This is a genomic window from Chryseobacterium flavum, assembly GCF_003385595.1.
Taxonomy (GTDB): Bacteria; Bacteroidota; Bacteroidia; order Flavobacteriales; family Weeksellaceae; genus Chryseobacterium; species Chryseobacterium flavum.
Genome location: NZ_QNUE01000004.1, coordinates 54,670 through 80,384, shown reverse-complemented (window position 1 = coordinate 80,384; position 25,715 = coordinate 54,670). Strand labels below are relative to the sequence as shown.

The 25,715-nt window shown below is 38.3% G+C and carries 10 protein-coding genes and 2 tRNA genes; 4 read left to right on the top strand and 8 right to left on the bottom strand.

The window, feature by feature from the left end; translation table 11 throughout:
* Nucleotides 1–266: 266 nt before the first annotated feature.
* Together DRF59_RS05905 and fbp are read right to left on the bottom strand one after the other, a co-directional pair.
* Nucleotides 267–1,271 (bottom strand): o-succinylbenzoate synthase, encoded by a 1,005-nt coding sequence (locus tag DRF59_RS05905; protein WP_115957765.1) that lies wholly within the window; start codon nucleotides 1,269–1,271, stop codon nucleotides 267–269.
* A complete protein-coding gene (gene fbp, locus DRF59_RS05900; RefSeq protein ID WP_115957763.1) occupies nucleotides 1,271–2,287 on the bottom strand; it encodes a class 1 fructose-bisphosphatase in 1,017 nt (338 codons plus the stop codon). Before fbp ends, DRF59_RS05905 begins: the two co-directional genes overlap by 1 nt.
* A 313-nt stretch (nucleotides 2,288–2,600) precedes the next feature.
* On the opposite strand from fbp, the gene DRF59_RS05895 reads away from it, so the two are divergent.
* The 4 genes from DRF59_RS05895 to DRF59_RS05880 all read left to right on the top strand — a co-directional run bounded on the left by DRF59_RS05895 (nucleotide 2,601) and on the right by DRF59_RS05880 (nucleotide 6,196).
* Nucleotides 2,601–3,839 (top strand): aspartate kinase, encoded by a 1,239-nt coding sequence (locus DRF59_RS05895; RefSeq protein ID WP_115957761.1) that lies wholly within the window; start codon nucleotides 2,601–2,603, stop codon nucleotides 3,837–3,839.
* A gap of 22 nt (nucleotides 3,840–3,861) precedes the next feature.
* The gene (locus DRF59_RS05890; RefSeq protein WP_115957759.1) at nucleotides 3,862–5,703 is read left to right on the top strand and encodes a lysophospholipid acyltransferase family protein; all 1,842 of its coding nucleotides are present in this window, start codon (nucleotides 3,862–3,864) and stop codon (nucleotides 5,701–5,703) included.
* A 109-nt stretch (nucleotides 5,704–5,812) separates the two neighbouring features.
* Nucleotides 5,813–5,885: transfer RNA gene (locus tag DRF59_RS05885), tRNA-Phe, on the top strand.
* Between the two features lie 238 nt (nucleotides 5,886–6,123).
* Nucleotides 6,124–6,196 (top strand) — tRNA-Phe (locus tag DRF59_RS05880).
* 101 nt (nucleotides 6,197–6,297) lie between these two features.
* Here the strand turns inward: DRF59_RS05880 and DRF59_RS05875 are convergent.
* From DRF59_RS05875 to DRF59_RS05850, 6 genes are all read right to left on the bottom strand, one after another.
* Nucleotides 6,298–7,758 carry a hypothetical protein gene (locus DRF59_RS05875; protein WP_115957757.1) on the bottom strand — a complete coding sequence of 487 codons (1,461 nt, stop codon included), beginning with the start codon at nucleotides 7,756–7,758 and terminating at the stop codon, nucleotides 6,298–6,300.
* A gap of 2 nt (nucleotides 7,759–7,760) precedes the next feature.
* A complete protein-coding gene (locus tag DRF59_RS05870; RefSeq protein ID WP_115957755.1) occupies nucleotides 7,761–9,317 on the bottom strand; it encodes a hypothetical protein in 1,557 nt (518 codons plus the stop codon).
* 2 nt (nucleotides 9,318–9,319) lie between these two features.
* Complete coding sequence (locus DRF59_RS05865; protein ID WP_115957753.1) at nucleotides 9,320–10,825, bottom strand: hypothetical protein; 1,506 nt, start codon at nucleotides 10,823–10,825, stop codon at nucleotides 9,320–9,322.
* 46 nt (nucleotides 10,826–10,871) lie between these two features.
* Nucleotides 10,872–12,551, bottom strand: a complete 1,680-nt coding sequence (locus tag DRF59_RS05860; RefSeq protein WP_115957751.1) for a hypothetical protein — start codon at nucleotides 12,549–12,551, stop codon at nucleotides 10,872–10,874.
* 74 nt (nucleotides 12,552–12,625) lie between these two features.
* Nucleotides 12,626–18,781: a hypothetical protein gene (locus DRF59_RS05855; protein WP_115957749.1), complete on the bottom strand. Its 6,156-nt coding sequence runs from the start codon at nucleotides 18,779–18,781 to the stop codon at nucleotides 12,626–12,628.
* Between the two features lie 12 nt (nucleotides 18,782–18,793).
* Nucleotides 18,794–25,651, bottom strand: a complete 6,858-nt coding sequence (locus tag DRF59_RS05850) for a hypothetical protein (protein WP_115957747.1) — start codon at nucleotides 25,649–25,651, stop codon at nucleotides 18,794–18,796.
* Nucleotides 25,652–25,715 lie beyond the last annotated feature (64 nt).

The window sequence follows — 25,715 nt, the reverse complement described above, 5'->3', positions numbered from 1 at the left end:
TTATAAAAAATATCAAGAAAGCAATTTTCGTAAATGATGTTATTTAAATTAAAAGCGTAACTTTTTAAACTGAAAATATCCGATCCTATTAATACCAGACTGTCCTGATCCACCCTAAAAAAACACAATTATTTCTTTTTCCTTCAGTTATTGCAGGAAATTATTTGCATTATGCCTATCTGAAACAAAACAGGAATCATTTCCGGTATTTTCAGGCCATTAAGAAACTTGAGTTTGTAAAGTTTCTTAATGGCTAAAAGCTACACTTATTTTTTGAACCAAAGCTGTTCATTTCTCAAATCGAGACCAGATTCAAAATTATTTACAAATAAGGCCCCTGTACCCAACCCCTGAGGCATAGGATTATTTTTTGTAAAAGTATATTGGGCAATAGCATTGAGGCCGATATTGCTCTCCAGTGCAGAGGTAATCCACCAGCCGATATTTCGTTCTTCTGCCAATGAGATCCATTCATCAGATCCCTTAAAACCACCTACTAAAGCAGGTTTCAGAATAATATACTGCGGCATTACCGTTGCCAGCAATATTTTCTTTTTCTCTGGATCTGTAATTCCAATCAGTTCTTCATCCAGCGCAATAGGCACGGGAGTTTTCATGCATAAATCTGCCATAGCATTCCAGTCTCCGGCTTTAATCGGTTGTTCGATAGAATGAACATGAAGATCTGCCAATTGCTGTAAAACAGTTACGGCTTCATCTTTATTAAACCCTCCGTTAGCATCCACCCGTAATTCTAATTGATTTTCAGAAAATTTTTCACGTAACTTCCGGAGAATACTATGTTCTTCCTTCCAATTGACTCCAATCTTCAGTTTGATACAATGAAATCCTTTTTCAAGTTTCTCCTGTATCTGTTCTTGCATATAGTCAACATCTCCCATCCAGATCAGCCCATTGATGGTAATCGAGGACTTCCCATCCGTAAATTCACTTGGAAAATAAAGGCGGCTTCCATATCTGAAATTCAGCATAGCCTGTTCATAACCAAACCATATTGACGGAAATTCTTTCAAATTTTCTTTCAGGTAATCTTCGTCCTTTTCAATATTTTCACAAAGCCATTTTAATTTTTCTTCATAATCCGGCCTGTCATCAAAACTTAATCCCCGGAAAACAGCACATTCGCCAACTCCTTTCCTATTACCTTCTGAAATCTCCAGAATAAAGGTTTCCTTATCAAGCAAAACGCCGCGAGATGTTCCACTCGGGCGTTTAAACTGTAATAAATATCTTAAGTAAGATGCTTCCATTATTTTACACTATCAATACGCATAAATTCTTCTGCCTTCTCTACCATCTCAATGCTTCCACAGAAAAAAGGGATTCTCTGGTGAAGTTCTGTTGGCTCCACTTCCAGAATTCTCCGGAACCCATCTGTAGCCTTACCCCCTGCCTGTTCTGCAAGGAATGCCATAGGGTTACATTCATACAACAGCCTCAGTTTCCCATTTGGAGCCTGTGAATATGAAGGATAGATATAAATTCCTCCTTTAAGCATATTTCTATGGAAGTCTGCTACTAAAGAGCCGATATATCTTGAAGTATATGGACGGTCTCCCTCTTCCATCTGGCAATATTTAAGGTAATTTTTTACTCCTTGCGGGAACTTAATATAATTTCCTTCGTTAATCGAATAGATTTTCCCGCTTGCAGGAAATCTCAGGTTCGGATGTGAAAGGTAATAGGTCCCTAATGAAGGATCCAGCGTAAATCCGTTTACTCCATTCCCTGTTGTATATACAATCATTGTAGAGGAGCCATAAATAACATATCCTGCTGCAATCTGGTTAATCCCTTTCTGTAAAAAATCTTCCAGCTGTACAGGAGTTCCCGGCTCTGTAACTCTTCTGTAGATAGAGAAGATTGTTCCTACGGAAACATTTACATCAATATTTGAAGAACCGTCTAAAGGATCAATTAATACTACATATTTGCTCAGATGACCGTTCTCCCCACATTTGATATCAATAAAATCATCATTTTCTTCTGATGCGATACCACATACCACTTCTCTCTGAGAAAGTGCAGTGATGAATATTTCATTTGCAAGAACATCTAATTTCTGCTGCTCCTCTCCCTGGATGTTTTCGTTACCGGACTTTCCTAAAATATCTGCCAGCCCGGCCTTATTCACTTCTCTGTTTACCACTTTTGAAGCCAACCTTATAGCACTTAGAAGACGGGAGAGTTCCCCGGTGGAATACTGAAAATCTTCCTGTTTATCAATAATAAATTCTCCTAGCGTCTGTAATGATTGATCTGACATATTTTACTTTTTATGTTTTCCCAAATTTCGGAAAATTTATCACATTAGGAAAATTTAATTAAAAAACACACTAACCACTGTATATCAACATAATACACCATCAATATAGCATAATAATAAGTAACAGGTTTTTATAATCGGGTCCGGATTTCATCTATAAGCACCGCAAAATCCGGGGTCTGGTTTATTTTAAGGAAATCTTAATTTCTGCAGGACATCAGGCTATTTCATATCTCGTTGTAAATTTATAATTTTGACGTCCGTAAAAAACTCATGTAATTTTTTATCTAACAATTTTATTTTTAATAATTTAATGAAAATTTTCAAGTTTGGTGGAGCATCTGTAAAAGATGCTGAAAGTGTGAAAAATGTGTCTATGGTTCTAAAAAGCCAGGGATTTGCCAAATGCTTACTGGTAATCTCTGCGATGGGCAAGACAACAAATGAGTTGGAAAAGGTTGTAGAACTTTATTTCAAAAAGGATAACTATCAGACTGAAATTGAAAAGATAAAACGAAAACACATTGAGATTGCGGAAGGTCTGTTTCCTGAAAACCATGCAGTTTTTGCTGAGATCAATCTTTTCTTTGATGATATTGACTCTTTTTTAAGAAGAAATAAATCGCCTAATTATAACTTTGTGTATGACCAGGTAGTGAGTTGCGGAGAAATGATTTCAACAAAAATTGTAAGTGAATATCTGAATGAAATCCAGTTTACCAATCAATGGCTGGATGCCCGGGATTATATCAAAACTGATAACTCATACAGAGAAGGTGTTGTAGACTGGACAAAAACAGAGGAGTTTATATCTAACTTAAATCCGGAAATCTGTTATGTAACCCAGGGATTTATTGGTTCAGATGATAATAACTTTACGGTTACCCTGGGAAGAGAAGGGTCTGACTATTCTGCCGCTATTTTTGCATACTGTTTAAATGCTGATGCAATGACCATCTGGAAAGATGTACCGGGAGTAATGACCGGAGATCCGAGAAAGTTCAGTAATGTATCGCTTCTTTCCAATATCTCTTATGAAGAAGCTATTGAAATGGCTTATTACGGTGCCAGTGTAATTCACCCGAAAACATTACAGCCATTACAACAGAAAAACATTCCTTTCTATGTAAAATCTTTTGTAGATCCAACCAAAGCAGGTACAAAAGTAGGAGCTTCAGAGAATAACCAGCAAGAAGAATCTTATATTCTTAAAGAGAATCAGAATCTTTTAAAGATATCTACCAGAGATTTTTCTTTCATCGCAGAAGATCATATGAGCTTGATTTTCGGACATTTATCCAAATATAAAATTAAAGTTTCCCTGATGCAGAATTCTGCTATTTCACTGGCCCTGTGCCTGGAAGATAAATTTAACCATCTAGAAGAGCTTAACGAAGAGCTCCAAAAAATTTTTAAAACTGAAGCAATTAAAAATGTATCTTTATTCACCGTAAGAAATGCGAAGATGGATCACATTGATAGATTTTACCAGGATAAAACGGTATTATTGGAGCAAATTTCCAAGAATACAGTTCAAATGGTAACACAATAATATTAATTGCGACTAAACACACATGAGTTTAATTTCGAAAAACGATCTGATCAAAGCTTCCGGCTTAAGTAAAATTGGATTTCTAAAGAATCCGGTAGCATCTGCTGTGATGAGCATTGCTAAAATAAATGAGGTAAATAAATTATACGATAAACTAAAAGACAAGGAAGGTAAAGACTTTTTCGACTCATTTGTGAGAGAAAGAAACTTAAGCTACGTAGCTTTTGAAGAAGATTTGGCAAAAATTCCCAAAACAGGTCCTTTTATATTGGTTTCAAATCATCCTCTGGGGGCTATTGACGGAATTCTGATGTGCAAAATCCTTACAGAAGTTCGTCCGGACTTTAAGGTTATGGGAAATTTCCTGTTGGAAAAGATTAAACCCATGGAACCCTATGTAATTGCTGTAAATCCATTTGAAAACAGAAAAGAAGCATACAGCAGCTCTTCCGGAATGCGAGAGACATTAAAACATTTGCAGAACGGAGGCTGCGTAGGTATTTTTCCTGCAGGGGAAGTATCTAACAAGAACAATCCTTATGGAGAAATTCTGGATAAAGACTGGGAAAAAACGGCACTTAAACTTATCAGAATGGCTAAAGTCCCGGTAGTTCCCATGTATTTCCATGCCAAAAACAGCCGCTTATTTTACCAGGTTGCCAAGCTTCACCCCAATTTACAGACTCTGATGCTTCCTGCTGAAATGATGAATGACAGGGAAAAACCGATCAGAATCAGGATCGGCCGTCCGATTACTGTAAAAGCTATGGACGATATGGAAACGATTGAAGAACTGGGTGAGTTTCTTAAACGTAAGGTTTACATGATGAAATCTTATTATGAAAAAAGAAAATCTCTTGCCCAAAGCATCAATCTTCAGAATTTGTCTGTTAAGTTTCCTCTGTTAAAAGAAGAAAATATTGTTCAGAATATCATTGACGAAACACCTAAGGAAGACATTATCAAAGATATTGATAAACTGCGGGGTACCGATAAAATGCTGTTCAGTAACGGAAATTACGAGATTTATTTTACCACCTACGAGGAAATTCCTTCCATTATGAGGGAAATCGGCCGCCAGAGGGAACTTACTTTTCGCGCTGTAGGAGAAGGTAGTAATCTTCCGTTTGACCTGGATGAGTATGATAAGCATTACCATCATCTTTTCCTTTGGGATAATGCTGAGCAGAAACTCGCCGGAGCCTACAGAATGGCACTGGGCAGAGAAGTAATGAAGAAATATGGTATCAAGGGATTCTACACAAGTTCATTATTTGAATTTGAGCAGGACATCCATCCATTCTTTAAAAAGGTTATTGAAATGGGGAGGGCCTATATCTGCCAGGAATACCAGCAGAAACCCCTGCCGCTATTTCTTTTATGGAGAGGTATTGTACATGTATGCCTGAGAAATCCTGACCATAAATTCCTGATGGGGGGAGTGAGTATTTCCAATAAATTTTCAGAATTCTCAAAGTCCCTGATGATTGAATTCATGCGCTCAAATTATTTTGATTCTGCCGTGGCCCAATACATCACACCAAGGAATGAGTATAAAGTAAAGCTGCGTGACCGGGATAAAAATATCTTTTTCGAAGAAATGGAGTCTGATCTTAATAAGCTGGATAAAATTATTGATGATCTGGAACCGGAATTAAGACTGCCTGTTCTGATTAAAAAATATATTAAACAAAACGCAAAAGTAATTGCTTTCAACGTTGATCCAAACTTCAATGATGCTATTGATGGTTTGATGTATATCAGGATCAGTGACCTTCCGGAAAACACGATTAAACCGGTGTTGGAAGAGATGAGTGAGCAGATCAGAAAAGAACAGGAAAATAATCAGACTGATAATCAGTAAGTTTTTGACACTATTAAAAAAAAGTGTGATGAATACTTGCTTTATATACTTAAACTTACTACTTTTGCATCACTTTAAAACAACGAAGTAAGACAAACAAAAATATAATGGTTTCTTAGCTCAGTTGGTAGAGCAATGGATTGAAAATCCATGTGTCCCTGGTTCGATTCCTGGAGAAACCACTTGAAAACCTCTGATTAGTCAGAGGTTTTTTTGTACATTCTAATAAGAAAATGATATTTCCTATCAGGGTAAGGCCGATAAAAAATAATTAAATACCTATCACTCTGTTATTCCACCGCTTACTGTATAATAAAATGAAATCATAAAAAAAGGGGAAATATTTCTTGCATGGTATTATAAAATGTATTACTTTTGCATCACTTTAAAACAACGAAGTAAGACAAACAAAAATATAATGGTTTCTTAGCTCAGTTGGTAGAGCAATGGATTGAAAATCCATGTGTCCCTGGTTCGATTCCTGGAGAAACCACTTGAAAGCCTCTGATTAATCAGAGGTTTTTTTGTTTTAGTTACAGGGAGCATAAAAGCTGGCCTCAATGAGACCAGCCACCAGTTATTGAACAATTCTATTTATTCTTCAATTATTGATTTTAAATTTTCTATTTCTTTATTCTGAGAAATAATATATAGTGTTAACTCTTCAATTTTCTGAAGCAGCTTCATCTGGAATTCTCCCAAACCAACTCCCCCATTCAATATTTCTTCCGCGGAAGGAATTTCCGGCAGATGCTTATGTTCTTTTACAAAAGATTCCAGCTCATTGATCCCGGTCATTTCATAATCCGGCCTGATCGGAGACTGACCGTCAAAATATTTCTGGAAGACATAATCTGCCGGTACATTCATATCCACAATAACATCTTCTGCATGGATTTTTCCTTTTACCGTAAGCTTCTGGTCGGGGTTCTCTGTCCCAATTCCTACATTGCCTGCTTCTCTGCTCAGAATCACATTGTTCCCCAGAGGATTGATATGCAGTGGTGATGATCCATGGCTCTGTATCCAGCTATAGCGATCGGTATACCCAAATCTTAAGTTGACGTGTCCCGGATCTCCTACCATCAAAGTTCCTTCTCCTTCAGGAGTGTAATAACCTGAGACAATATTCATTTTTGCAGCCGGTATTTCAGTTCCAATCCCAATTTTCCCGTTCGCCTGTACATTCAGTCTTGTTTTTGCATTTGTTACCAGGTTAATTGCTCCATAGGTACCATCATTAATATTATTAACGATATTAAAGTCTCCATAAGAACCATACCTGAAGTTAGCTCCTGTAAAAAGCGAATTAAGTTCAAGATCAGCTGTTGAATGGTATTTCATTTGGACAATATTGCTTCCTCCCGCAGCCTCACTTCTGTCAAGCAGCGCACCAACCACGTTGGCATCGCCCCGGTTTCTTGGTGCCTTCACATGAAGACTGGTTTCAGGTAAGGAAGTTCCGACTCCAAGATTATCATTATAGTGGATATAGTGGATTCTTTGTCCTGAGATAGGATTGGTATAGACGTCTGAAAGTTTTACATCACTAAAATCCTGTGTATCAAACGGGCAGTGGTAAGTAATTCTGACATCGTATATATTCCCTGCATAATGGGTGTGGTAAATTGTTATTTTATATTGATTAATATTAGCATCCCAGACAACATCCCCGATATAAATATGATTAATAATAGGCCCACCCGCTTCCACGATTCTTGACGTAGGTGTATACCACACCGAATTATCCGGGTTGAACCCTATCTGGAAGAGCTTCTTAATATTTCCTACAGTATTCTCATATACCCATGTTCCCACAATTTCCACTTCAAGCAACCCTGACATTCCCCTGTTTCCCAAAAGGATGTCAGTAGCCTGATCAGATAGTTGATGGGGAAAGTCAATCCTTAATGCCTTTCTTATATAGTTTTTGGGAAACAGTTGTGGATCTTCCAGATTGGCAAAACTATCAACCAGATCTCCGAATTGAACTTCTGTAGGCCTTTTCCCTGCTTTAAAATATTCTTTTAATTCTGAATTTGTTTTTTTTCCCATAACTAATTCAGTTTTGTATCAATCTCTTTTTTCAGAGAAATAATATAAAGTGTTAACTCTTCAATTTTCTGAAGCAGCTTCATCTGGAATTCTCCCAAACCAACTCCCCCATTCAATATTTCTTCTGCGGAAGGAATTTCCGGCAGATGCTTATGTTCTTTTACAAAAGATTCCAGCTCATTGATCCCGGGCATTTCATAATCCGGCCTGATCGGAGACTGACCGTCAAAATATTTCTCAAATACATAATCTGCCGGTACATTCATATCCACAATAACATCTTCTGCGTGGATTTTTCCTTTTACCGTAAGCTTCTGGTCGGGATTCTTTGTTCCTATTCCCACATTTCCGCTTGGTGTAATCCTCATAAACTCATTCATTACAACCGGCGAGTTTATACTGGTTTGCGAATTGGCACTTCCAAGGAACTTTATACCTTCATTTCCTAATGTAACAGCTGTTTTATAATTGGATAAAGAACCGTTACTTGATACCCAGCCATAGGCATTAGTAGAGGAAGCTTTTGCACCATAGCTCATATAGGTTTCGGCTCCGCTTCTTAAAGCTCCCCAATTATTAAATGAGCCATTATCATACCGTATGGAAAAAGCATTAACTCCTTCAGTTGCCGATTTGTTTCCGGCAATTACGTCTCCTACAACATCTAATTTAGCACCTGGGGTTTCTGTTCCAATTCCTACATTTCCTTTGAGAAAAATACGGTCATCAGCCGCGTAAAACTTAGCAATACTGCCACTACCATACTTTCCCACATAATAATGACCTAACTGGTCATTGGTTCCTGAAGCTCCGAAACCTCCCAGATTCAGAGTACTGTCAGGGGATACAAAATTATATCCTCTTGCCCATTGGGTACTATAACCGACAATTCCTACACCATTAACGACAGCAGAACCGGCATTAAATAAAATCCTTCCCTGAACATCCAATGGTGCAAGTGGATTTTTTGTACCAATTCCAACATTATCATTGTAGTTGACATAATGTTTACTCTGACCAGTCAGTGCATTAGTATAGATATCAGACAGAACAGCATTGTCAATTACCGAAATTGAGTTACAATGCTGAGTAAGCCTGATAGCATATACATTACCGGACTGACGTGTATGATATAGGGTCAACTTATACTGAGCTATATTGCTATCCCAGACAATATCACCAAGATAAATATGGTTAGTAATGGGACCCGATGCTTCTATAATTCTTGATAAGGGCTGATTCCAGATACCACCATTAGGATTCGCTCCGATAATGATTTGTTTTTTAATGACTCCTACTGTATTTTCATTATTCCATGCTCCTACAACCTGTATTTCAAAGTTTCCATTCACCGTACTCCCCAACAATATATCTACCGCTAAATTGCTTTCAAGGTTGGGAAATTTAACTGAAAAGTTTTTATATTTAAAACTATTGGGAAATACTGTGGGATCATCAAGATGCACATAGCTGTCAAAAAAATCTCCAAACTGGATTTCTGTTGGTCTTTGGCCTGCTTTAAAATAATTCTTTAATTGTATAATTGTTTTTTTTGCCATAATTAGTTTGATTTTAAAATATCGATCTCCTTTTTCATCGAGATCATGTATAGGGTTAGCTCTTCAATTTTCTGAAGTAATTTAATCTGGAAATCCCCTATTGATAATCCGCTATCTGTCATTTCTCTGGCAGATGGAATTTCCGGAAGATGATTTTTTTCAGAAATGAATTTTTCAAGATCACTGATTTCCCGCAGCTTATAATCTGATGCAAAGACATGATCGGCAGTAGGTGTAGCTGTAATCACAACATCTTTTGCTTCAATTTTACCGTATAATGCCATATTACCGGCATCGGATAAAAATAATCTTGCACCATATGCTCCGTCTGCAGAGTAATTCCAGAACTGCAATCCATTCCCATAACCTCCGGTCATATTGTAAATGGCCCATTTATTGGCTGTACCGGAAGCTGTCTTACTTGGATTCTGCAAAATGAAAGCTCCGCCTTCATTACTGCTTACCTCAGACGCAATACTTCCATGTACATCAAGTTTCTGTTGGGGATTACCAGTGCCAATACCTACGTTTCCATTGGGATTAATTCTCATTAATTCAGACATATTTACCGGATGATCCAGAGCAGTCTGCTGATAATCGGAACCAAAAAACTTAATACCTTCACTTCCTGTAACTACTGCTGTATTACAATGAGGAAACGTACCATTGGTTGATAGCCATTTTAAAGAAGCATAGGGATCTGCTCTTACCCCGTAACTCATATAGGTTTCTGCACTGCTTCTCAATGATCCCCAGTTATTCAGCGAACCGTCTTCATAACGGATTGCAAAAGCATTATTTCCTTGGGTAGAATCAATATCTCCTGCTAAAATACTTCCACGGACATCTAATTTAGTTTTCGGATTACTTTCTCCTATCCCAACATAGCCATTGGTATTGACCTTCAATCCTATTTTAGCGCTTTCAGGGGATAAAAGATTCCCAACCCAAAGATTCCATTCATTGCTCATGGGCTGAAGAGGAACCGAAGTAAGAACTTTACCCCTGTTGTCTATTTTAGTCCATGCTTCATTTTTATTAATTGACCTGATCTTTATAACAACTCCCAGTACCTGATCTGAACTTCCGTAAGTGTGTACAGCCCTAATACGGAATTTGCATAGTCCTCCGTTTACATCAAGGGTAAAATTATAATTTTCAACACCATCAATGTAGTTATTCTTATTCACCGTACCACATTCTCTCCAGACATCTGAATTTGAATGGGAAACAGCTGCAATATGAGTAGCCCCACATGCAATATTTCCTCTGGTATACGCAACAGATATTTCAAAAAACCCACCTGCACGGGCACTGGAAGGCTCAAATCCTACAAATTCTATATAATCTCCCACCTGGAAATCTGCAGGAAATTCCACGAAATCAGAATACTCTGATGATGTATCCAGATGTACATAACTGTCTATCAGATCACTAAACTGGCTTTCTGTTGGCCTCTTCCCTACTTTGAAATATTCTTTTAATGCTGCTATTGTTTTTTTTGCCATAATTTTTAATTTTTAAAGATTGTCTCTTTCTTTTTAAAGGAAAGATTTAAATTTTCTGTTCAGACAAAATTTCCAGAGTTGACTGCCCTAAGTTTACCATCTGCAAATCCACTGAAATATAGATTTTCATGCACTTCATGGGCTCAACTGTAGCAACCTGATTCCCTTGCAATTGAAGTTTAAGTAAGGAAGAAGCAGACAAATTAATGATTCTGATTTCTTGTTCTCCATATAGCTCTTTAATATTGCAAACCATATCAGACGATTGATTACCTGTAACAGTAATAAAACTTGTTTCATCATTTAATTCCAGGTAAGAACCTGAGCCAATTTTATATTCTTTTTTAATTGGTGTAATACTCTCTTCTATTTGGGCTTCTGATAATTCAGTTGGCATTCGCTGAGCTGTGGATACTGATCCTAATTGCGCAATAACCCAATCCCTTGTAGCAAGTTGTCGCCATGCTCCTTTACCATCACCGGACTGAAACCACAGGTTATCAGAGTTATCTCTGGCTCCTAATAGTCTGGTTGATACAGCTGAACTACCAAAAGAAATCAGTCCACCAACTTGTGCAAAGGGTAAATTAGTGGAGGCAAGACTGACCGCTCCCGTATAGGTTCCTACAGGCACTGCCAGCATATCGCTTTGATAGGATGCTGCATTCACCGAATTAGTATAATTTACCGGAAAATATTTTCCACTATGATTTCCCCAGCCGTAAGCTGCGTTCCATTGATCTGAGCTTCCTGTGTTCAGGGTACTGATGACACCGGTACTGGATATTTTCGCCAATTCAATAAGTGGCACTACAGAACCGTTTGTTCCACTTGTATTTGCCCTGTTAAAAGAAAAGCCTTTGTGGTTATTAACAGTGAAAGCCCATGAGTTAAGACTTCCTCTTGGTTGTATAAAATCCGTTCCGTTAAACTGAAGATTATGAGCCATCCATATACCATAACCGGAAACATTTCCTGAAATGTTGGTATGAAAAATAGATGATCCCGTAGAAGTCTGAGAACCAAACAAAAGATTATAATTATCTACATACTGGGTTCCGTTTGTACTGATGATAATTTGGTTAGTAGCAACAGTGTCACCAGCCGGTCTTAGAAAAATTCCGTTTGTACCACTAACTGAGGCAGCTGATATTATCGTATTTACAGCATCTGCTCTTAATTTATTGATACCTTGATGCTGAGCTGTTAATGAACCTTGATACGTGTTAAAATTACCCGCAATAGTTACATCCCCTCTTACATATTCACTCCCGATCACATCCAATGCATATCCTGCGGTAGGGACTACTGCAGCACCAGCTCCTATAGCAACTCTCTGATCCGAAGTCCATCTGATTGCATTTTTTACATTATAAGCAGTACCTCCAATATATCCCCAGTTCATGCTTACCACCCCTGTATCTGTTACTGCTCCGTAATGCCCAAAACTATCAATATCCCCGTTAGAACCTGTAAGTTTTGTAAAATACCTCGCAAAATTACTATTCGTTGTTGCTCCTGACATATCCCTTGAAATCCAGGTTACACTGGTATTGCCTAAATTTAAAACCCCAGTCATTTTTCCTCCGGAGAGCGGCAGATAAGCATTAGGATTGAAAGCATCCATATGTATATAGCTATCAATCAAATCAGTAAACTGACTTTCAGTCGGTCTTTTTCCCGCTTTGAAATATTCTTTTAATGCTGCTATTGTTTTTTTTGCCATAATTTTTGATTTTGATGATCAGCTCCTCCTTTGATCAGGAGGAACTGTTTCATCTATTATTTGTAACTATTTAGTTAAGGTCTTACTATGAATGTTCCCTGTAAGATCATTCCATCTGTCCCATCATGTGAAATGCCTCCGATATCAGACCATGTTTCCTGTTTATAAATAGTCAGTATCTTTTCCTCTGTGCTGAGCATATTGGAAGTATTCTGAGCTACCATTTTGAAATGATGATATAATATATTTCCGGCTGCATCCTTTATCTGCATAGGGTCCAGTCCTAACTTTTCAACCGGAAGGAAAAACTCTTTCCCTGTCAGGTCAAATGTCTCCTTAAATAACCATTCGTCCGTATTGGTCACAGGGTTATGGCTGAATACATAAAGTTTTGCTTTTGAAATATCTTTTTCATCAGTATCAATTCTGGCTATTTCTTTCCAGTTCCCCTGATTGCTTAATTTATAAAGGTGGTATTTCCCTTTATAGCATACCTGATCCCATGATAAAATCACCCAGTTAAGCACATCAGAATCTACCGGTTCCGAATGGTATCTCAGCACTGGTGCAGGTGGATTGTAGTTTTCAACTAAAGTGGAAACTACAATTTTTGACGGCAGTGACGGGGCCATGTCCATAACCTCTTTGGTAGAAGGTGGTACCACTGTATAATCAGTTGTTGTATAGCTTACTCTTCTTGAAACCACTACCCGGTAGTATAAAGCATCCCCATAGGGTTTATTCTCCAGGTCAGTAAAGTCATCATATAAGATCCAGGAACTGTTCTCCACATTTTTTTCAACGGTTAAAACACCCACAGTCTTTATATGTTTCATTGTTAGGACAGATTCTGCATCCAGTTTATTGGTTGCTCTGTAAACAGAGATCGTTTCAATATTTTGTACATCCGGGTACTGATTGACTTCAATCCTGACTTTAGCATTTATCCCAAGTGTTGCATTATCAACAACCGGTAATAAACTTAAGATTTTTGGTGGTTCAGCCGGATTGGTATTGACAAGTTTAATCGGCCCCAGAAAAGGACTGAATTCACCCATCTGCATCTGATTACCCATTTCCCGAACTCCGTAGAAATAGAAGTTATCAGAAGCTCCATCCAGTGTAAAATCCGTAAACAATGTTGAATGTGGACTTTCACTATAAACAGCTGCCATTGGAGCCATATCAAAATCAGCATGGGTAGTTGGCAATAAATAGCCGCTTGCATCCCTTATATTCTGTTTTTTATTTTTAGGACGGTGTCCTGCAGGATCTGTAACATTCAGTTTTTTAATATGCTGATAGATTACAGGAACTTCCGTAAGCGGTAAAAAGCAGTTGATGATTCTTTCTCTGATAAACTGACCAAAAATAAGCCTGTCAGAGACATTCGGAATAGCCGGAATAATCTCATCACTAAAAAACATATTTCCTATTGATCCGTCATTTATCAATGGAACATTTGTGTTATAATGTTTGTTATGCTCCTTAATAAAGTCATTGATCGCTCCAAAGAAATCTTTACTATCCGGAAGTGGCAATGCATATCGTACACGTCCTGCTTTTGGAAAAATATCATACCTTATGCCACCATTCGTCAGCATATCAAAATCTACAAAATTCTGCCATCTGTTATTAAAGAATATTTCATCATTACCTCCTACTGCAGCAAGGCTGATCTTAATTTCTTCAATAGTTTTCGGCTCATACAATGCTGCTAACAGAATGGAGTTATTAGCTCTGTAAAACTGCACAGAATACGGTTTCTGCTGATAGTTTGTAATAAAACTATAGGTTGACTTACCAAACTTATCCGGCCTTGTAGCATAAGTAGATCCTACAGGCAGTTCAGGCTTCAACGGCACTACAATTCTGTTGGCAAACATCACTGCAGGCACACTAAATTTGGATTTGTATTTTGCACCCTGCATATCAACATTATCATTGTCTACGCTTTTAAGTCCGAAAACCGAATATCTGACATCTTCATCTCCCACAGGTAAAATAGCGTCCTGAGTCAGGTTATTGGCCGTATTTTTATACAAATACACCTTATAAGAAGGATAATAGTTTACTTGCACTGAATCTCCTGTTACAGGATTTGAAGCCAGCTTTGGAACATTCTGTACATTATCGTACAAAATAGGTTCTTTTGATGGATTCTCTTTGATCTCAAAGCTTTCGTCATAAATATAAAGTACAAGATTCTGGCTGGTACCTATTCCTTCTGTTTTTACTACTTTAAATGAAGACCTGGAATCAACTGCAACTCCATTGACAATATTTTCATTGGTAAACAGCCTCAGAATTCCTTTATGCCATTCTACAGAATGTCCATTTGCCATATATTGTGCATGCTGTGCCATGGAGAATCCTGTAAACGTTATTTTATATACTCCCCGGAAAACAGGCGGCTGGGTAGGCGGATAGGTGATGATCTCCCCCACGCTGTTCTGATATTTATCAATTTTCTCCAGAAAAGGTTCTACTTTAGCATTTTTCCAAATTCCTCTGGTTTTTTCCAGATATCTCTGAGTAGTTCCGCCAGAAACAGGTACTTCGATAATCTCCCTGTGTACAGACCAGTCGCTGGATCCTATTTTCACCTTTAAAATATTAGGATTCTGTGCTCCCCATGTTGAGGTATTCTGCATATTTTCAGTGACATGGAATAACCCTTCTGTTGCCGGAGCGATAACAGGAAGTGCCAACCCTGCCTGGTTTATTGCAGGAGTCTGGCCCGCCATAATAGCATCACTAGGACCTTTTTTAAACACTGTGAAATTAAGCCCGGAAGTTCCTTGTGTGATTTCATGGATAATGTAAGCGTCAGAACCTAATAAAAAGATTCCTCCGATAAAATCACCTGCAACAGCTCCAGCAGGAATTTCAGATTTAAAAGTCTCCTGAACTACAGATGGCTGAGCATTTCCTGGTACTGTGGCACCTGAACTTGGTACAGGATAATCTTTTGTCTCAAAAACAGCCAACAACTGGTTCTGGTGAGGCAATACATTATAAGCTTTTGCCGAAATAACCTTAGGTTCAGAATTTCTGAAATAAATTTCTGCTTCATCCGCAAAAATTTCTTTGTTATCCGGGAACAGAGAATTCGGATCCGACAGATATTCCTGATTGGTCACCGGTGAATCAAAAGGAATAGAATAATTAATAAGATCCTGATAGCTATAATAATCAAAAAGGATCCTTACCAAAGTTTTATCCTCATTAGCCGGGATAGCCTGCAGGCGAATCTGTTCATCCTGTGAAGTAAATGTCAGCGGATATTCTTTCTGAATATTAAAAGCGGCAACTCCTGACGGCGGCAACAATCTGTTAGACGGTTTTATTTCCGTAGTTATTGAAAGTTCGTTATACCCTATCTGTGCCCTGGAGAACCAGTTGATACCATAAGATTGGTAGTGATATAACCCACTTTTTTCCTGCCGGTGCATATACATAGGTGCATAGGTATCAGGAATCTGAATTGAAACGGTTTCAAAAGCTTTTGAATCACTTACCGTTGAATCAATATTCAGGTATTTATTGTCATGACAAAGCTCTGGCTTTATCCACTTATAATCATCCTGCGCTCCCGGTTCTATCAAACGATGTTCTAATCCTGCATATACGGGTCTTGTATAAGATGAGGCATCAAAAAAATCTGCCGAAGAAAAGAAGCCCGGGTTAATATCAATATCAGGTAACGGCTGATTATAAATACTGATGTAACGGTATTTTCCATCATTTGAATAGCCTTCACTATCATACAGGCTGGAAGAGTTATTGCCATCCATTCCTTTACCTAATTTTAGAAGCTGAACAGGTAAGGAAAGTCTTTCCAGGTTAATAGAAACAGGAAGAGACATGGAAAGCAGCTGATACTCCTTATCCGTAGAATGGATATCCAGATTCCTGTTGGTATAATATTCTGCAATATAGATGTATTCAGGTCCCATAGCTTCATCACTCAGGTCCAGATAACCTAATCCGAGCATTCTGGCAATATGGTAATCAAGGGCGGCAATATTCAAAAGATCAAGATTTGAAACCTGTGTAGTTCCCGGTTCAGGATCATCAGTAGAAATATTGACTACAGGATCTGCAGATAAATTGAAATTGATGGTTTCATACGCTTTGGGGTTAGCCTGGCTATTACTCAGGTTGATATAATTATCTACTACAGTCCGGATATCCCTGTCTAATGGTCCCTGGGATGAATGTTCCCATCTGTCTCTGTAATTTTCCGTATTTACATAAGCTTCATCATTATATCTGAGCCATGCTCCATGAACGGGTCTGGTATCCGGAAGCGGGTCAAGTGCATTAAAAGCAATTTTTGTATCCCTGGTTAATGCAAAATCACCCATATGACTCCAGGCCTGCGCACTATTTCTGCTTTTGATAAAATCTGAATAAAATTCAAAATCCAGGGAAGTCACTTTACATTTACTGGCTTTAAAACGAAGTGTTTTACCATTTTCTATTGTGAAGTAAGGCGATCCTTTAGCAGTTGTATCCCTATAACCCAGATGTTGCTGGGTTATATTAGCGGGATCAGCCACAGAAAGAGCTTCAATCTTTAATTCAGATCCCAATTGTCTCATTACATTCACTTTTGCAGCAAAAAACAGATCTGTTTTACATTGTACTTCAATAAGTTCATTACCATACTTTTCGATAAACTTGGCTGGTTCAGAAAGAGGATCTGTTCCCTGTCTTACAAACGCATAGGTACTCGCATTTTTAAAGTAAACATAAATCATTCTCTGATTGTTACTTCCTGACTTGTATACCCACAATTTCTGGTTATCATCAACCATTTGTGGTGGTGTTGAAAAGTTCAGGTTGAAAATGGATTTCACATAAGGTGTTCTGTAAATCTTTACAAAATCATTTTTCTTATTGAAATTTACTTCACTGCCTGCTTCGGTTCCTTTAGGAAGGTGATTTTCTCCTAAAGCCCCTCCAAAAGCCCATCTTAAATGAATCCCCTGCGTACTGTCAGACCCCGTTGACCCTGCAGCCTGAAGATAAAAAGCAGGGGTTTGTAATCCTGAAAACTCATCAAAATTAATCGTTGAACCACCTCCGTTATCACAAACATTCTTGCCTTCATACATATAATCTGATACACTGAAAGGAAGATCATTAATGTCATAATCAATATTCGTTCCCTCATAGTCAGCAGTCTGCCTCTGAAGATCTTTCTGCGGCGTTTCAAAAATACCTGCAGGATATGTTTTACAGGAATCTATTGAATCCGGTAAAAGACCTGTAAAATTTCCGATCACATCTGTTCCGCGAGCCAGTACTTCGTTCGCTTTAACTTCATCAATGATAAATTCTTTAGCGTCAATCCTTTTTGTCCAGTCAGGTAATGTATTGTAATACTGGGCACAACGCACTTCATTATCCATATTTACAGCATAGATATGGTTTTCTCCATAGGCAAAACGAAGTGATTGTCCATACCAGTCCTTGTACAACAGGGATCTGTTATGGCTATTGTTCAACAATACAGGTGTGCTATCCAACATCCCGGACAAATATATTTCATAATAAGAGTTGGTTGTCCTGCAGTGAACTCCGCTCATAATAACAGGAACTCCGTCTACAGATACATATTCTGACTCTCCTGCCGGATGATATACTGCTCCTTTCATGAATACACCACGCTTTTGCCCATTGGCTGCTCTTTCATTAGCACTGATAAAAACTTCTTCGCCAAATGTGGCAATTCCATTTATCTCCAGAATATTTCCGGGAATACTGGCATGCTTGATTCTGGTTCTGGTTTCAACATTTCCATCTCCTGTAATAAACATCACCCCGCTGGTTGAATCATTAACATCAAAGTAAGCCAGATAAAAAGCCATATCAAGAAATAATGCTGAATACAGGTGGTTTTCAGTCGTTGTAGTCTGCTGAAAATATCGTGACCAGAGAATTACTCCATTTGATTTAATCCTCATGGCAAAAGGGGTTTTTCCTCCACGGATACCAATGACTATGAAATCACCATTCTGAAACGGCATTACTTTGGTAAAGACTATATCCAGACTGTGGGAGTATGTTTTATTCCATTGCTGGTTGCCGTTTTCGTCAAAAACTGTAATCAGTCCCGAACTTCCTACTTTCCCGACCTGCATTACACTTCCTAAATTACGGCATGAGCATTTGATGATTGCATCGGGGCTGAAATAGTTATTATATTTAAAAAAACTCATTTTTTGATTTAATTATTTTATTAATTGGATTTCATTTGTAATCACTGTTGTTTTTGGAATATAACTCGTTCCATTCCATGACTTATGAACAAATTTGCATTTGATTTTATCTTTAGTAATTTTCTTACCTGCATTCATCACAAGCATTTGTGAATAATCTTTAGAATAAAGAACCTGGAAACTGTTATCATCCCCTCCGGAAGCATTCAGAATTTTGAAGGTGTCCTTAATATTTGCCAAAGGAATTTTCGGATCATTGAATGGTTCAGGGTTTCTTACCAGCATTGCCACAACTTCCTTATCAGCGTTAACGATTCTGACAAACTCTGTTGTAGATGCGGGACTTAATGGTTTGATTCCCAATACTCCTTCAAAAGCTCTGTCGAATACCTCAGCATACGTTTTGACAAGGCTTTGCAGATAGGTGTTTTCCGCCCCTCCTGAAACAAGAGTATAGGCATCATTTAATTGTTGTTGGGAAAGGTTTACATCAATCTGATAAACGGCATCTCTTTCTTCAATCACTATATTCTGATCATCAAGATCTTTCAGCTTATAGCTTTCTACCTGTTCACGGAAGTTCATATATCTTGACGTTTTGAATACAAATTCATGAACTTTCTGGTTTTCTTCATAGATGATTTTTCCATCTGCATCCAGCTGTTCTGCAAAATCTCCGTCACCATTCTCATCAAACGCATTGTAAACAATGGCCGTATACAGTTTTTCCGGATTGAGATTAGTCAATACAACGGAATAGCTGTTTGATTTCGGTTTGATCGGATCACCAAGCTCAATGTGGCAATTCATTCCATTCGCCGGCAGGTTTGCATGATTGATATAGTTAAACATCTGCTGAATGCCCAAAGGTAAATTCGGATCATCCGGTTCCCAGCTTTCAATAGTTTCCGGAACGGTTTCATGAGTCCAGTTCTGTGGTAGAGGATATGGAACAATCACATCTGTTACAGGATCTTTAATGATGATATTAACACTTCCTTTCTGTTCTTTCAACTGTGAATATCCTTCCCATGTTTTAAGCATATTATAAACATATGGCTTGGTAAAGAAGAGGCGGATTTCACATTCTTCATTTCCATAAAATACCGGTTTTGACATCAACAGATTCCCGTCAGCATTAGGATATGATTTTTTCATATCAATATAGGATTTCAGGGAAGTAATCGGATATTCTTCCGGTTTTCTTCTTTTTACAGGAGAATATTCAACTCCGTTTTCATCTTTTAATCTTTCCAGATATTCTATATTTTTCTTTTCAAAATGTCCTACCGGACCTGCAGTTTTGAATCCGAAATAATAATCAAAAGTTGTTGTTGAATCTCCGCCGTTAACTTCATCCTTAAGTTTAAGATTTACACAGTAAACACTATTTGGTCTCCAGACAGGCTGTATTACTTTTTCAATAGCATCCATCATAAGTCCGGTATCCTGCTGAACCGCCTGTTGTCCGGGAATAGTCTGCTGATATTCGTAATCCTGCGCTGTAATCCATGAAACCTGCTGAAGCAGTGTATGACAGTCTGTTACTGTACCTGTATTACTGTCATTACATCCGCAATCTCCAAGATCATACATGATGTTAAAGATTTGCTGAACAATGGTCATTGCATGTGATACTGTTGCTCCCTCATATCCGGCATATTCCTGAAGTTCTTTTATAAGTTCAATGGCATATCCATGCCCCGAAATCAGTTCATATTCAGGATACGTCTTGTCAAACTGATAAATCGAAGAAATCATAATTTCAAAACATTTCCAGTTTTCACGCAATGAATCCGAACCGGTGGCTGACAGACAAGTGTTAAGATTATAAGAGATCTCATTCAGGAAGTTGCAAAGCTCATCTTTTCTGTTACACCCCTGATCTTCACAGCCACAATAAGGACTGTATTTAAGTTTTACAGGCTTATTGGTGGTTTTATTGATTTTAATGATCATTGCCTTATTGGTAAGATCCTTAATAGTGTCATTGGCAAAACAGATATTTAACGCTGATGTACCTTCAGAAACTTTTACAATATCCCTGTTGTTTTCGACAGAATCATATGGAAGGTGAAGGAATACCACTGAATGCATATTAAAATCGACATACGGACCATTCTCTCCTGTTATCATATTATACTGATTCTGATATTCTGTCAGACTGTTCACTACCGTAGAATCACTAAGATTAACAACTCCTGTACCTGCAGTTCCTTCAAAATCTTTTACCACACGTAATACTTCAAAATCAAGTTCATTACATTGGGAAGTTGTACATCCTTCATTTTTTAAATGCTGCAATTTCTCTACAAGTTCATTATACAGGTTTTGCTGTTCCGGTGAAAGGACCACACTTGTAACTTCTCCCGTGGTATTGGCCACAGCATCTGCCCAGATCTGATCAATCTGAATATTAATAGCATCAATCGTTGCCTGATCAGGATTCTGTGGAATGATCTCAATTTTGGTAACATACTTTCCGTTAAAATCTCCTGCTTTATAGTGCAGGAAACCAGCTGCCAGTTCTGCTTTTGTTTTTACCTCTTCGGTAATAAGTTCATACTGCTGGTAAATAGCATTGGAGAAAACATCTTTATAATATTTCACTGTGGCTCCTGATGCCATTGTAGACAGCCATAATTTTACTTCTGCAGATGCCTGTGGTAAAAGAACTGCCAATGAGTTTCCGTTATTAATCTTTAATGATTTAGCAAAATTATGAGGATTGGAAACATTGGAAACACTCATGTAATCATTATCTGTTACGGTACCCAAAAGGCTGTAATATGCTCCGTTAATAAATTCAGCCGGATACATTAAAGGCTGATGGTATATTGTTCCTACAGCTTTATCAAGAACGTTGGAATCATGCCATGTTTCGGTATGTTCTGTACAGAACAGGGACGAAGCGGTAATACCATACTGTTCAGGAATAAACCATCCCGGCTGTCCTCCGTCAAGGAATGAGAAAGGAGTGGATGCCAGAAGTCGGATTGTATCATATTTCTCATTGGTTTTCTGCCAATATCCGATTTTAAAGCTGTTGATATTTGGGATGTTGACCAAATCATCGGCTGTAACCACTGCTCTGTAAGGATTGTATTCTTCCCATACTCCATTTTTATTAACGATATTGATAATGATATCATCAATGAAATATTTATGTTGTACCTGACGGATCACATGGCCTCCCGGCTGATTTTTTTCCGGTGGTATCAAATCCAGATAACCATTCGCTCCGGTGGTATGTCCACCAATTTTATGATCTACCACAGCGGTCGGGATCAATCCTTTTTCGACCTTGATATCTACATAAGTGTCCAAAGGAATATATGGTCCTTCATTTTTGACCAGTTCCGGGGAAGGCATAGCATTAATCGGTAAGAAAGGTTTCAGAAGAAACTCTTCATTCGTTAACATATGTACCCCTTTTACTGCACTATCCAGTCTTGCTTCTTTCGGGTAATCAATTGTTGGAGGGTCAGACTCATGGGTGATAGGCGCGATTCCTGAAGTATCAGTTTCATTATTCTTTTCCCATTTAAGAGTTAAATGAACTTTAAGTTTGATTTTAATAAATACAATTTTCACTTTAAGTTCAAATTTCAGCTCTGCCAGGATCAGGAATGGTTTTACCAGTTCTACCCTGAAATAAATAGAGATAAACAAGGATACTTTGATAATAAACAGGTTGATTTCTGCTCCTCCTTCCACATAGATATATCCTCCGGTCTGTGGTCTTTCAAAGCTGACTTTACCTCCCACTTCTATCGCTGCCCAAACTTTGACGATAAACAGGTTCAGGTTAAAATCCACCCGGGCTCCTGCTTCAATTCCTTTTGCAGCAATCATCAGGTAAGCCTGTGCTTTAATATTAACAGAATCTTTAAACAGCGCAGCAGTAATTGGCTTTTCTTTGGTTCCGAAATTTACGTACCACGGCCTCTGATTCTTGAAGAAGAACCCCATCTGCACCTCAGCCTTGATATCAATAAAGGAACCATCCTTCCTGTTAAGCTGGAAGTTTCCTCCAGCACCGATTTCCAGAGAGTTATTTCCTACAATAACAAAGGCATAGAACGGAGGTACGCGCGGATCATCTTCTGCAAGTCCCAGACGTTCACTGATAATGGTAAGTCCCGCATCAATAGCAAACATACTCGGTAAAGACAATAACACCATCGCCCTGAGCGAGGCCAGTCTTCCGTCTAATGTTGCTAAAGAAGCTCCAAGCCCCACGGAGAAAGGAAAATCATATTTCTGGGTATACTGAGGTCCTATAAATTTATCCATATTGATTCCCCGTTGCGGATGCATATAATAATCATACCATGTATCATTATCAGTCATTCCGATGGCTTCTTTATGTGCAATATACCGGTAACCTAAGAGTCCCCTGAACCCAAAGATCCCGAATGATCCTAACGGAATAGCTGTAGGAAGGTCTACACTGGCATCAATAAAGAATCCTGGATATTTAGGATCAAATGCCATTTCCGCAGCACCATACATATTCATTTTAGGAAGCTGTACTGAAATTTTACCCCTGTATTCAGAAGAAACTCCAGGTTCCGGAATAGTAAGCGCTCCTTTGATAATAGCCATTGCAGATGCCGGACTTGCTGATCCCGGGATAACAAGGTCTACCTCCAGTGTTGAGATATGGAAATAACTGTCTCCTTTTCCGCCATGTTCATCATCATCATTGGTATAGTAATATTTTACTCCGTTCCCTCTTACATCCAGACCTAATGGGTTTACATTGATTCCTCCATCAAATCCGATATAATTGTAGCTTCTCATTACTCCACCATACTCTCTTTGAATCGTTCCGAAGTGGATCGCTGTTACACTCATAACAATCGGTCCCAGATTCAGGTTAAGATTCAACGGAATAATAGAGTTTCCGCCGGCAATTTCAAACTTTCCGTTAGCATAATAACGTACTGCAGGAAGATCAATCCCTTCTTTTAAAAGCTCTGCTCCGAAAGTACCTTCCGGGAATGTAATTTTGGTATCTGCTTCAATATAGAAGTTATCATTTTTCTTACCGATCTCAATATTCTGAAGGTAGAAGGTAAGAACATCAAAAAGATTCAGTGGAAGACCAAACGGAAGGAAAGCCGCAGAAAGTTTGAAATTTTCCTTACTTTCCCATTCCCCTATTACATCAATAATAAGGTCTGTATTACTGCCATACGGTTTGAACTTTTTGATCTTTAATCCTGCGTGCAGTGATGAATGAACCACTTTTCCCTGATGGAAATCAATTTCAAATTTACTGAATCCCAACTGCCATGCTTTATCAGGGTCTTTTCCGAGGTCAAACCATAATGTACGGTTTTTCTCATCCAGACTGTCTACGGAAAGACTGCTGAGAAATTTATAATATTCCTCTTCTTTTTTAAATTCCCGGTAATCACCTGCTGATGTGGTTAATCCTATCGGATATACAAACTTAAGCTGGGAAGGAGAAGGCAAAGTATTGATATATTCAAGTAATTTTGTTTTATTCGCAACAGTTACCTCCGTATCGTTGGACATTGATTTTACCTTAAGATTGGTATATTTAAGCTCGAAAAACTTGCTGAAATAATCAACTACTATGGTTTGATTATTATCTGTTTTAACAGCATAAGTTGGTTTGATGGAGATATTCCCTGAAAGTCCCCCTGTTCCGATCAGTAAATGATTGGCTGAAATACCAATCGTTTGCTGGGTATCTGTTTCCGGATTTCTCTTCTTAAACCATTTCTTCGGAAGGAAAATTTCGGTATATTCCATATATACTCCCATAAATTCCTTAGGCCTCCCGTCTGCATCGGCTTCAGCAATATTCTCTTTTTTACTGAGATCTATTTTCAGGTTATGAATATCAATCACAAAACCTGTATTTCCGATCTGAGCCGGAGTATTGGTATTTAGTACCAGATCCATATTGTATCCGAATCCTCTTTCCGTATCTGCATAAAACAGTGCTTCACCGAAACTTAACAATACTTTATCAGGATATTGCGGGTCCTGGTTTCCTTCCGGAATAGGATCTAACGGTGTTGTTGGATGTTTTAGCGGGAAAACAGGAACTAAAATACTTCTCGGAAATTCAATGGCAGCAGATAACATCAGTGTCGCCTTAAATTTCGGAATCACCACTTCTTTGATGAATTCATCAATATCCTGTGGAATCAGAGATTTAAAGAACGTTTTTACCTTATTGGCTGTTTCCTGAAGGTCACTGGTTAACAGATAGGTGGCAAATGCTACCAATGATGCATATTTCCCTGCAGATTTTTGGAAAATATCCTGTACAACCTCTGTAACTGAGGTAGCATCTGTTGGCAGGGTCAGTCCCAGATTCTGCGATGCATTGATATCCTTAACAAACTGCATCAAAGGTGTAATGTCCTGATCGGCAGGTTGTACAAAGGTGTTGACAAAGTGGGCAATCGCCTGCTCTTCCGTCACATTAAGCACTCTGAGTGCTACCTCGAAGATCTGTTGGGGTTCAAAGGAAAAGTTTCCTAAACTGAAATAGCGTAAATACGCCAGGATCTTCCACTGGTATTCGATTGTAATAGGAAATGCAGAGATTTTTGAGTCATTGTTTTTGAGATCCGGATTCAGGACCAATGCGATTCCTGTTCCGGGAATTTCAATATCGATCCTTTTGGAAACGACAGATAAGCTGTAAAAAGCCGAATCTCCTTTCGGCCCCTTACTATACTGTAAATCTTTATAGTAGATTTTGTCGAGGAGGTTGGTCACCCCATCTTTTATGAATCCCAGAATATCGGGGATGTCGTCTTGTGTAACCACAGAGGATAACCTCGGGTAATACCTGTGTGTTACCGGTGTTTGATTTGACATAAAAATAATTTTGTGTTTTGGGTGAATGGAAGGCTTCCGTTTAGGCAAACAAAAGCCTTATTAA